General features: G+C 72.9%; 9 protein-coding genes. 2 read left to right on the top strand and 7 right to left on the bottom strand.

All coding sequences use genetic code 11. The annotated features are described in order from the left end of the window. Nucleotides 1–54 precede the first annotated feature (54 nt). From AB8Z75_RS24300 to AB8Z75_RS24275, 6 genes are all read right to left on the bottom strand, one after another. Nucleotides 55–939 (bottom strand): deoxyribonuclease IV, encoded by an 885-nt coding sequence (locus AB8Z75_RS24300; RefSeq protein ID WP_369205420.1) that lies wholly within the window; start codon nt 937–939, stop codon nt 55–57. A 5-nt stretch (nt 940–944) separates the two neighbouring features. Continuing rightward, the gene (locus AB8Z75_RS24295) at nt 945–1,730 is read right to left on the bottom strand and encodes a transglycosylase SLT domain-containing protein (RefSeq protein WP_369205419.1); all 786 of its coding nucleotides are present in this window, start codon (nt 1,728–1,730) and stop codon (nt 945–947) included. A gap of 472 nt (nt 1,731–2,202) precedes the next feature. Next, nucleotides 2,203–4,173: a Stk1 family PASTA domain-containing Ser/Thr kinase gene (gene pknB / locus AB8Z75_RS24290; RefSeq protein ID WP_369205417.1), complete on the bottom strand. Its 1,971-nt coding sequence runs from the start codon at nt 4,171–4,173 to the stop codon at nt 2,203–2,205. 371 nt (nt 4,174–4,544) lie between these two features. Then, nucleotides 4,545–5,645 (bottom strand): glycerate kinase, encoded by a 1,101-nt coding sequence (locus tag AB8Z75_RS24285; RefSeq protein ID WP_369205426.1) that lies wholly within the window; start codon nt 5,643–5,645, stop codon nt 4,545–4,547. A gap of 158 nt (nt 5,646–5,803) precedes the next feature. Further along, nucleotides 5,804–7,234 (bottom strand): phytoene desaturase family protein, encoded by a 1,431-nt coding sequence (locus tag AB8Z75_RS24280; protein WP_369205415.1) that lies wholly within the window; start codon nt 7,232–7,234, stop codon nt 5,804–5,806. Between the two features lie 18 nt (nt 7,235–7,252). Beyond that, nucleotides 7,253–8,056, bottom strand: coding sequence for an inositol monophosphatase (locus AB8Z75_RS24275; protein WP_369205424.1), 804 nt, complete (start codon nt 8,054–8,056; stop codon nt 7,253–7,255). 77 nt (nt 8,057–8,133) lie between these two features. Between AB8Z75_RS24275 and AB8Z75_RS24270 the strand changes: the two genes are divergently transcribed. Beyond that, nucleotides 8,134–8,907: an NAD-dependent deacetylase gene (locus AB8Z75_RS24270; RefSeq protein ID WP_369205413.1), complete on the top strand. Its 774-nt coding sequence runs from the start codon at nt 8,134–8,136 to the stop codon at nt 8,905–8,907. Between the two features lie 87 nt (nt 8,908–8,994). On the opposite strand, the gene AB8Z75_RS24265 is transcribed toward AB8Z75_RS24270, so the two are convergent. Then, nucleotides 8,995–9,690, bottom strand: coding sequence for a B3/4 domain-containing protein (locus AB8Z75_RS24265; RefSeq protein ID WP_369205411.1), 696 nt, complete (start codon nt 9,688–9,690; stop codon nt 8,995–8,997). Nucleotides 9,691–9,913: 223 nt separating this feature from the next. Between AB8Z75_RS24265 and AB8Z75_RS24260 the strand changes: the two genes are divergently transcribed. Next, on the top strand, nt 9,914–10,672 hold the full coding sequence (locus AB8Z75_RS24260) for a 3-oxoacyl-ACP reductase family protein (RefSeq protein WP_369205422.1): 759 nt from the start codon (nt 9,914–9,916) through the stop codon (nt 10,670–10,672). The last annotated feature ends 107 nt before the right edge of the window (nt 10,673–10,779 follow it).

Genomic DNA, 10,779 nt, shown 5'->3' with positions numbered 1-10,779 from the left:
GGACCCGCCCGCCCCCGTCGGAGCGGGGCCCGGAAGCCCCGGGCCCGACCCGTCTCAGGCGTCGCGGAGTTTCTTCAGCAGCGCCACGTCCGCCGCGTGCTCGGTGCCCTTCTTGTCGCTGGGCGTCTCGACCACCAGCGGCACCCCGTCCGTGAGCGGATGGGCCAGGAGCTGGGCGAACGGATCCTGGCCGATGTGGCCCGAGCCGATGTTGGCGTGCCGGTCCTTGTGCGCGCCGGCCACGTCCTTGGAGTCGTTGGCGTGGATCAGCCGCAGCCGCCCGGGTCCCGTCGCCGCCACCAGCTCCCGCAGGGTGCTGTCCACGCCGCCCGGCGCCGCGAGATCGTGCCCGGCGGCGAAGACGTGACAGGTGTCGAGGCAGACCCCGAGCTTCGGGTGGTGCTCCAGCACCTCGAAGTACGCGGCCAGTTCGTGCGCCTGCGAACAGAGCGAGGCGCCCTGCCCGGCGGTCGGCTCCAGCAGCAGCTGGGGGCCGTCCTCGTGGCTCAGCTCCTCCAGCAGCGGCATCATCAACGCGCGCGCCTGAGCCAGCGCGACGGCGCGGTCCCGCCCGCCGGTCGCCGCGCCGGTGTGGACGACGACGCCGAGCGCGCCGATCGCACGGCCGCGCCGCAGCGAATGCCGCAGCGACAACACGGATTTGCGGGCGGTTTCCTCGGTATGCGAACCGAAATTGATCAGATAGGGGGCGTGGACATGAACGGGGAGTCCACGCTCGGCGCACGCGGCGCGGAATGCGGCGTCCTGTTGCGGATTTCCGGCGGGGGTCGCCCAGCCTCGGGGATTCGCGACGAATACCTGGAGGGCTTCCGCCCCGATCGCGTCGGCATAGGAAATGCCCGTGGCAGCCAGGCCCCCGGCGACGGGGACGTGGCTGCCAACGGGATTGCGCGTGGCTTGCGTTTCGTTCGTGTTCACACTACTCAGTATGCCGAGTTCACGTTGTCCATCGAACCGTAGCGGTCCGCCGCGTAGTTGCACGCGGTGACGATGTTGGCGACCGGGTCGTACTGGTCCCAGGAGGTGCCCTCGACGTGGTAGGCGTCGAAGGTCGGCTTGATCACCTGGAGCAGACCCTTGGACGGCACGCCGTTCTGGGCGTTGATGTCCCAGTTGTTGATGGCGCGGGGGTCGCCGCCGGACTCGCGGATGATGTTGCGGTGGATGCCCTCGTAGGAGCCCGGGATGTTGTGCTTGTCCATGATGGCCAGGGCCTCGCGGATCCAGCCGTCCAGGTTGTTCGGGTAGGTCGGCTTCGCCGCGCGCTGCTCGGAGCGGTTCGCGGCCTCCTTGGCGGCGCGCTCGGCCTCCGCCTTCTTCTGCGCCTCGGCCTTGGCGGCACGCTCCTTGGCGCCGGCCCGTATCGCGTCGGCGGCCTCGTCGGTGGTGGTGAAGCTCTTCGCGGTCGTGGTGGCGTCCTTGACGCTCTCGACCTTCTGTGCGCCCTCGGGGACGTCGATCAGGGAGTGCTGCGCGGCTGCGATGTCCTTGCCCTGCTCGGGCAGGACGGAGGAGTGGGAGCTGAACGCCACGTTCTCGGCGTTGACCTTCTTGGCCGCCGTGGCCTGGCTCGCGTCGCCGTGGGCCGCGGTGCCGGGAAGCACGGTCAGGGCCAGGGCTGCGGCGCCGGCGGTGCCGAGGCCGACGGTCGAGATCTTCCTGGCGCGCGGGCTGAGATTACCGGGACTGAGGCTGGAGATGCTGGGCATGAGAAAGAGCGGAACCTTTCATCGCTAGGCGTCGTCGCAGAGGCGGGGAGCCGGGGGAACGCGCCGAGATCTGTTTCGCGGCGCCGTGCGACGCCGTAATTGTTAAAGGGCCCGTTTTGGGAAATCAACGAGGTGACGTACTACCGGAATTCGTTGAACAGGCCCCCGGGATGAAGGGGTGAATGCCCCGCATTCCAGGTCGGGGCGGCGATGCGCTTTCCACTACGGTGTTTCGTAGGTGATGTGCGTCCTATGGGTGGGCTCACATCGGGGCGGGCTTCGCAGTACGGTCGGTAGCGGAGCATGCGCACCCCGGCATTACTTTTCACGACTGAACGGACATAAGGGTCATGTCCGAAGCGTGCGTGGGAAAGCCCAGGTCACACGGTCGTACGACACGGGCGAGGCGTCACCCGCCATGCGAACGGCCCCCGGCCGAAGCCGGGGGCCGCACGGAACCGGTGCGCTCCGCTCAGCGCAGCCAGACGGTCACCTCGGAGCCCCGCGGGGCCTTCTCGCCCGGATCGGGGGACTGGTTGAAGACGGTGTCGCCGAAGAAGACGCGGCGCACCGTCACCTCGAAGCCCGCCTGTTCCAGCTCGCTCTTGGCCTCGCTCTCGCTGCTGTCCTCCACGTCCGGCACCTCGACCATGTCGGGCCCCTTGGAGAGGGTCAGCGTCACCGTGTCGCCCTTCGCGAGCCGGGAGCCGTCCGTGGGGGACTGCCGGGCGACGGTGCCCTCGTCCTCCTCGGAGTGGACGCGCTCCTTGGCGATCTTGACCTTCAGACCCTCTTCCTTCAGCTCCTCGACGGCGTCGCCCTTGTCGTCACCCACCACGTCGGGCACGTCCACCGGGACGCCCTTGGAGACCGTCAGCCCCACGGCGGCGCCCGGCCTGCGCTCGCTGCCCGGCTTCGGGTCCGTGGCGATGACCGAGCCCTGCGCGGTCTCCTCCTCGAACCGCCGCTTGACCAGCCCCGGCTCAAGACCGGCGTCCTCCAGCTTGCGCCGGGCGTCGCTGAGCGGGGTGCCGCGCAGATCCGGCACCTTCACCACCTCGGGCCCGCGCGAGACCGTCATCGTGACCGCGCCCGTCTTCCGCACCCGCTCACCCGGCTCCGGGTCGGTGCTGATGACGTGGCCTCGCTTCACCCGCTGGCTGTAGTCGCGCTCCACCTTCACGTCGAGGCCCGCTTCCGCCAGCGCCTTGGTCGCCTCCGACTGCGTCTGGTCCAAGACCGCGGGTGTCTTGGTGAACTGGCCCGAGTTGATGTACCAGACACCCGTCCCCACCAGCAGCACCAGCAGCACACCCAGCGCCACCAGCACCCAGCGCGGTTGCAGCACCCGCCGCCGCGGCGGGGCGGCGGACTCCGCCGCCCCGGCGGCGGGCACCGCCGAAAGGAGCGCCGTACGGTCCATCGGTTCGGCGTCCGGCACCGGATCGCTCGCCGCAGGCCGCGGAATCACCGACGTCTCGGCCTCCGACGGCGGCACGGCGGCCACCGGCGTCCCCGTACCGTCCTCCTCGGCGGGCGCCACCGCCTGCTCCCCGCCGTCCTTGGCCTGCGGAGGCACCGCGTCCAGCTCCTCTTCCGACAGCCCCGCACGGGACGAGCGGACCTCCGCGAGGAGCGCGACCGCGTCCTCGGGGCGCCCCTCGGGGTCCCGCGCCGTCGCCCGCGCCACCAGGGCGTCCAGCGCCGCCGCCATCCCCGGCACCGCCGCCGAGGGCAGCGGCATGTCCTTGTTCAGATGCTGGTACAGCACCTGCGCCGGAGAGGACCCCGCGTGCGGCTTGGAGCCCGTCAGCATCTCGTAGAACATCACGCCGCACGCGTACAGGTCCGTACGCGGCGTCGCCGTGCCGTCCTCGATCTGCTCAGGCGCCAGATACGAGACCGTGCCCAGGATCGAGTCCGTCGTCGCCGACGTCTGGCTGTCCACAGCCCGCACGAGCCCGAAGTCGGCGACCTTCACCCGGCCGTCGTCCCCGATCAGGACGTTCTCCGGCTTCACGTCCCGGTGCACCAGCCCCGCCCGGTGGGCGGCGCCCAGCGCCGCCAGCACCGGCTCCAGCACGTCCAGCGCGGGGCGCGGGCGCAGCGCGCCCTTGTCGCGCAGGACGTCGCGGAGCGTGCAGCCTTCCACGTACTCCATCGCCAGGTACACGTACGTGCCGTCCGTGCCCTGGTCGAACACCCCGACCACGTTCGGGTGCGCCAGCCGCGCGGCGGACTTCGCCTCCCTGATGAAACGCGTCACGAACGTCTCGTCCGACGACAGGGAGGTGTGCATCACCTTCAGGGCCAGCACCCGGTCCAGGCGGGTGTCCATGGCGCGGTACACCGTTGCCATGCCGCCGATGGCTACGCGGGCGTCGATGCGGTACCGGCCATCGAGAACCTGACCGACCAGGGGGTCCTTGAGGGTGGTGTCCATTGCGCAGAGTTTACGAGTTCCTCGCGCACACTTATGCCGCGCTCCCGCACTAGAGCCGAACAGTGACAGTTCCCTCTTCTCGGGGCTGCGCCCCATGGGCCCCCTCCATGGTCTTCCCCTTCTTCCGTGAGGGTGCCCTCGGCCGTGGTTGGGGCGCTCCGCCCCCAAACCCCCGGGGCCTCGCCGGCCAGGCGTTGGGGCGGCTCCKCCCCCAGACTCCGTCCGGGGAGACCCCCACCCCGACCCCGGTCCTCAATCGCCGGACGGGCTGATGAATCAGCCTGTCCGGCGATTGAGGACGAGCGCAGCGACAAACGGGGGTCTGGGTGCCGGGCCCCTGGTTTCGGGAAGGGGCGGGGTCGGGAAAAGGCTCAGAGCTGGTCGGCGGCCAGCTGCTCGGCGAGCTGCTCCAGCAGCGGCCCGGCCTCGGCGATGCACCGCTGGACGTCCGGCTCGATGTCGGTCAGCGCGTAGGCCCGCTCGATCCCGGCGGCCTTGAGCTGCTTGCGGTCGATGGCGAGCCGCCCGCACACCGCCACCACGGACTTGCCGGCCCGCCCGGCAGCCGCCGCGACACCGGCCGGCGCCTTGCCGTGCAGGGTCTGCTCGTCCAGCGACCCCTCACCGGTGATCACGAGTGCGGCGCGCTGGATGGCGGCCTCGACGCCGAGCTCCTCCATGAGGATGTCGATGCCGGGCCTGAACCGCGCGCGGAGCCCGACCAGGGCGCCGAAGCCGATGCCGCCCGCCGCGCCCGCGCCGGGCGCCGCGGCGGCCTCCTGCTCGCCGAGGGTCTCGGCGAGGTGCGTGAGGGCGCCGTCGAGCAGCTTCACGTCCTCGTCGCTCGCGCCCTTCTGCGGACCGTAGACGGCGGCGGCGCCCTTGGGCCCGGTCAGCGGGTTGTCGACGTCGCTGGCGAGGACGACCTCGACGTTCTTCAGCCGCGCGTCCATGGTCGACAGGTCGGCGGTGACCAGCTCGCGCAGCCCGCCGCCGCCCCAGGGCACGGAGTCGCCGTCGCGGTCCAGGAGGCGGGCGCCGAGGGCGTCGAGCATGCCGGCGCCGCCGTCGGTGGTGGCGGACCCTCCGACGCCGAGGATGATCGTGGTGGCACCCGCGTCGAGTGCGGCCAGCAGCAGCTCGCCGACGCCGAAGGTGGTGGCCGTCAGGGGGACGAAGACCCCGGGCGGCAGGTGCTGGAGCCCGGACGCCTCGGCCATCTCCACGACGGCTGTCCCCTCGCGGAGCGCGAAGGCGGCGGTGACAGGGGCCCCGGTCGGCCCGGTGACCTCCGCCTCGTGGCGGGTGAAGCCGCCCGCCACGGCCGCCGCGACGGTGCCGTCGCCGCCGTCGGCCACGGGTACGGCCTCGATGTCGGCCTCGGGGTGGGCCTTCCGGATTCCGGCCGTCACGCGGTCGGCGACCTCGACGGCCGTCAGCGATCCCTTGAACTTGTCCGCGGCGATCAGCACGCGCGCCGGTGTGGTCCGCGCCGTCGTAGTCATGGTTCTGCCCCTGGGTCTCTCTGTTGTTCGAACAGGCAGTCGCGCCGTCGTGACCCTATCTGCCGGGCGGCTCCCCCGACCATGGGGCCGTCGTCGGCCCGACGGCGGTCACGCCCCCGCGACCTTCACGTACGGCGGTGCAGCCTGCGCCATACCGCGCGGGCCGCGTGGTGTCCCGCCATACCGTGCACGCCAGGACCCGGCGGGGTGGCGGAGGAGCACAGGTAGACGGCGGGGTGCGCGGTCTCGTAGGGGACGCGCTTGAGCTTGGGCCGGATCAGCAGGCGCAGCCCGGCCGCCGAGCCGCAGGCGATGTCGCCGCCGACGTAGTTGGCGTTGCGGGCGGCGAGCTCGGGCGGCCCCGCGGTGGCTCGCGCGAGCACCCGGTCGCGGAAGCCCGGCGCGAAGCGCTCGATCTGACGCTCGACGGCTTCGGTGGCGTCGCCGCTCCAGCCGTTGGGCAGGTGCCCGTACGCCCAGAAGACGTGCTTGCCCTCGGGGGCGCGGGTCGGATCGGTCAGGCTGGGCTGCGAGGTGATCAGGAAAGGGCGCTCGGGGGCGCGTCCGCGGACCACGGCGTCCTTCATCGCGGTGTCGATGTCGTCGAGCGTCGGGCCGACGTGCACCGTGCCGGCGCGGGCCGCCTCGGGAGAGGTCCACGGGACGGGACCGTCCAGCGCATAGTCGATCTTGAAGAGGCTGGCGCCGTAGCGGACGTTGTCGTACGCGCTGCCCAGGCCCGCGATGCGGGCGAGCGCGGTCGGTGAGGTGTCGAAGACGTAGGCGCGCGCGGGCGGCAGCTCGTCGAGGCGCTTGACCTCCACGCCGGTGTGGATCACGCCTCCCAGGGCGCGCAGGTAGCCGGCCAGCGCGTCGGAGATGGCCTGGGAGCCGCCCCGCGGGACGGGCCAGCCGACGGCGTGCGCGGCGAGCGCGAAGACGAGCGCGGGCGCCATCATGAAGGGGTTGTCCATGGGCGCGATGACGTGCCCGGCCATGCCGGCGAACAGCGCGGGGCCCTTGGCGTCCCGGAACCTGACCTTCGACCAGGTGACGGGCTGGAGCCCCGTCAGCCCGAAGCGCACGAGTTGGACGGGGTCCAGGGGGAAACGGCCGTTGAACACCGAGCCGTAGCCGAAGAAGTCCTCGGCGAGCGTCTCCCAGCGGCCGATGTAGGGGGCCACCAGCCGGCGGTAGGCTCCCGCGTCGCGCGGGCCGAGCGAGGCCGCGGTCTCCCCCACGGAGCGGGAGAGCACGGCGGCGCTGCCGTCGGGGAACGGGTGGGCCATGGGCAGTTCGGGGTGCAGCCATTCGAGCCCGTACCGCTGCAACGGCATGGAACGGAAGGCGGGCGATCCGGCGCCGGTGGGGTGGACGGCGGAGCAGGGGTCGTGGCGGAAGCCGGGGAGCGTCAGCTCCTCGGTGCGGGCGCCACCGCCCACCCCGTCCCGCGCCTCGAACAGTTCGACGCTGAACCCGCGGCGGGCCAGCTCCACGGCGACGGTCAGCCCGTTGGGCCCTGCTCCGACGACGACCGCGTCCCGGATCGCTGGCACGTGTGGCTCCCCTCGCCGTCAGTCGTGCTGCTCGCGCAGGAGGCCCACCATACGCCGCGTCGTGTCCGCGTCACGCGCCGCCGTGAAGGGAAGCGCGTTGTCCCCCGCGAGGCGGAAGGGGGCGTACGCGACGGTGTTGTGCGCGCCCCCCGCTTCGGTGACCGTCAGCAGTCCGGCGGCGTGGTCCCAGGCGGATTCCCAGGTGTAGGCCACCGCGTCCAGGAGGCCCTCGGCGATGGCGAGGTACTCCAGGCCCGCCGAACCGGTGTTGCGGACGTCCACGCCCTCGGTGCGCAGCCCGCACAGCGACCGCTTCTGCGACTCGTCCGTGTAGTCCGGATGCGAGACGGCGACGCGCAACGGCACCCCCTGCTCGGGTGAACCCGCGTACAGGGGCTCGCCGTTGACCAGGGCTCCTCCCCCGCGCCTGGCGAGGACGGTGCGGCCGAGGACCGGGGCGTGTATCCAGGCGCCCAGGGTCTCACCGTGGTGGGCGAGGGCGACCATGGTGCAGAAGCCCTCCTCCCCGGCGACGAACTGGCGGGTGCCGTCGATCGGATCGATGATCCACACGGGGTCGTCCCCGGCGAGCGCGGCGTAGGCGGCCGGGTGCGCGTGCACGCTCTCCTCGCCGACGACGGCCGATCCCGGCAGCAGTGCGCGCAGCGCGTCGGACAGCCGCCGCTCGGCGCGCTGGTCGGCGACGGTGACCAGGTCGTGGCTGCCCGACTTGGTGGTGATCTCGTCCTCGGCGAGCTTGCGCCAGCGCGGCACGACCTCCGCGTCCACGGCCTCGCGGACGGCCTCTTCCACCGCTGTCATCAGCTCGTCGTCGATCACCGTGCCATGGAAGCACGGGCCGGGGTCGGACGGCGAGACCGGGAACTACGCTGGGAATCATGGCCGAACGCGACAGCGCGCCCGCGGGTGACGGTGGGTCCGAGAGCGGCAGCGCCCCGCTGGTGGCGATCCTGACCGGAGCCGGTGTCTCCACGGACTCGGGCATCCCCGACTACCGGGGTCCGCAGGGGGTGTGGCGCCGGGATCCGGAGGCCGAGAAGCTGGTCACCTACGCGTACTACATGGCGGACCCGGACATCCGCCGACGCTCGTGGGCCCTGCGCGGCGAGAGCCCGGTGTGGCAGGCACGGCCCAACGCGGCGCACGAGGCGATCGCGCACCTGGAGGCCTCCGGCACGCCCGTCCGCGTGATCACCCAGAACGTCGACGGGCTCCACCAGGCGGCGGGCGTGCCCGGGCGCAAGGTGCTGGAGCTGCACGGGAACGCCCGTTCGGTGGTGTGCACGGCCTGCGCGGCGCGCTCGACGATGGAACGCGCGCTGGCCAGGGTCGCGGCCGGGGAGGCCGATCCGGCCTGTGTCGAGTGCGGCGGCATTCTCAAGTCCGCCACGGTGATGTTCGGGCAGGCACTCGACTCCGAGGTGCTGGGCTCGGCCATGGCGGTGGCCCGCGCCTGCGATGTCTTCCTCGCCGTCGGCACCAGCCTCCAGGTGCAGCCCGCGGCCTCCCTGGCTGGGCTGGCCGCCGAGCACGGCGCCCGGCTCGTCGTCGTCAACGCCGAGCCCACCCCGTACGACGCGCTGGCCGACGAGGTCGTGCGCGAGCCCATCAGCGAGGCCCTGCCCGCGCTGCTCGCCACTCTGCACAGCTGAGCGGCGGCCCCGGCTCCCGGAGGGCGGCTGCCCACCGGGAGCCGGCCGCCCGGGCGCTGGATCGCCGGCCACGGTCGGAGCGGCCCCTCAGGAGGCCGCCCGCAGCAGGCGTGAGGCCGTCACCGCGCCCGGGCTGCTCGCGACCAGGGCGTCCGTCAGGGCGCGGCCCGCGGTCTCCAGTGCCGCGTCGTCCAGGGGGCCGAGGGCGTCGAGGAGGAAGACGGCGCGCGTGGTCCGCGCCGTCAGCCGCGTGCGCACGCACTGGCGCCAGTTCCAGCGCCGGCAGGTGACCCCCTTGTCGTCGCGCCAGACCACCTCCCCGGGCCGGGGGTTCTCCGTCACCGGCTCACCACCCGACATCAGTTCGAAAGGCTCGGTGCCTTCGGCCCTGGTGAGGCGCAGCGGGCCGGCGTAGTGGTCGAGATCCTCGCCACCGAGCGGGACGACGTGCGCGACGGAGACCGCGTTGTAGAGGTCGGTCAGCCGGTCGACGCGGGGCAGCCCGTCGGGAGCGCGCCGCAGGAGGGCGTCGACGCTGGGCCGTGTGCGCTTGGGCTTCGCGCCGAAGGCGCGGAACGCCTCGCGCCACGCGGCGACGTGCGGGTGCTGCTCGGGGTCGCACGCCTTGGCCTCGGCCTCGGTGAGGAGCTCCTCGCTGAAGGCGTCGCTCGGCCCCGGCCGCAGGCCCTCGGCGACGATCAACAGCGCACGGTAGTCCGGGCGCAGGGCGCCGACGGAGGGGGCGATGGCAGCGGCGTGCAGCCACTCGTCGGTGGTGTTCATGGTGGGCGTCTCGTTCCTCCTCGCGACACGGCGCATGACCGCGCGACACGGCACATGACCGATGGTCCATTGCACCGTACCAGCAAGTGCAACACAACGAACCGTACCCCGGAGGAACGCTCCGTCCGAAGAGCGCCAGCCTCCGGCTCCGCACGGGCCGACCATCGAAGGCATGGACACGGAGACGACACACGAACCGACGACGAAGACGCCGGAGACGACCATGACCGCCCGCACCCCCGCCAGGCCGCTGGCAGGCAAGGCCGCCCTCGTCACCGGCGGCAGCAGGGGCATCGGGGCGGCGGTGGCGATGCGGCTGGCGGCGGACGGCGCGGACGTGGCGCTGACGTACCAGTCGAACGGCGAGCGGGCCCGGCACGTCGCCGCGCGCGTCGAGGAGAGCGGCGCCAGGGCGTGGACCGTACAGGCCGACCTCGCGGACGCGGCGGCGGTACGGACGGCCGTGGACGGGGCCCGCCGCGCCTTCGGCCGGCTGGACATCCTGGTCAACAACGCCGGCACCGGCGCCATGGGCGCGCTGGAGACGGTGGAGGTGGCGGAGCTCGACCGGGTGCTGACGGCGAACGTGCGCGGTGCCTACCTGGTGGCGCAGGCGGCGGCGACCCACATGGCCGACGGCGGCCGGATCGTCAACATCGGCAGCTGCGTAGCCGCCCACGTGCCCTTCCCCGGCATGACCCTCTACGCCATGAGCAAGGCGGCCGTCTCCGGGTTGACCAAGGGCCTGGCCCGCGAGCTGGCGGGGCGCGGCATCACCGTCAACCAGGTGGCGCCGGGGCCGGTCGACACCGACATGAACCCGGCCGACGGCGACGGCGGCCCGGCCCAGGCGGCCCTGACCATGCTGGGGCGGTACGGCACCCCGGAGGAGATCGCCGACTCGGTGGCCCACCTGGCGGGCGACACCGGCCGCTGGATCACCGGAGCCTCCCTCGCGGTGGACGGCGGCTTCGCGGCCTGAGACCCGAGGGCGCGGGGCAGGGCCGGTCCGCCCGAGCGCGATACCTGCACGCGCCGGGCGGGGCCGAGAGCTCGGGGCAGGCCCGAGGGCTCGGGGCAGGGCGGGGC

The organism is Streptomyces sp. PU-14G, assembly GCF_041028275.1.
Lineage (GTDB): Bacteria > Actinomycetota > Actinomycetes > Streptomycetales > Streptomycetaceae > Streptomyces.
The sequence above is the reverse complement of the archived record's forward strand: the minus strand, read 5'-3'. Positions and strand labels throughout refer to the sequence as shown.

What these genes read in the sequence shown, in the direction of transcription:
- AB8Z75_RS24265 (WP_369205411.1), bottom strand. Translation starts at nt 9,690, where the DNA reads ATGAACACCACCGACGAGTGGCTGCACGCCGCTGCCATCGCCCCCTCC.
- pknB (WP_369205417.1), bottom strand. Translation starts at nt 4,173, where the DNA reads ATGGACACCACCCTCAAGGACCCCCTGGTCGGTCAGGTTCTCGATGGC.
- AB8Z75_RS24270 (WP_369205413.1), top strand. Translation starts at nt 8,134, where the DNA reads ATGGCCGAACGCGACAGCGCGCCCGCGGGTGACGGTGGGTCCGAGAGC.
- AB8Z75_RS24260 (WP_369205422.1), top strand. Translation starts at nt 9,914, where the DNA reads ATGACCGCCCGCACCCCCGCCAGGCCGCTGGCAGGCAAGGCCGCCCTC.
- AB8Z75_RS24295 (WP_369205419.1), bottom strand. Translation starts at nt 1,730, where the DNA reads ATGCCCAGCATCTCCAGCCTCAGTCCCGGTAATCTCAGCCCGCGCGCC.
- AB8Z75_RS24275 (WP_369205424.1), bottom strand. Translation starts at nt 8,056, where the DNA reads ATGACAGCGGTGGAAGAGGCCGTCCGCGAGGCCGTGGACGCGGAGGTC.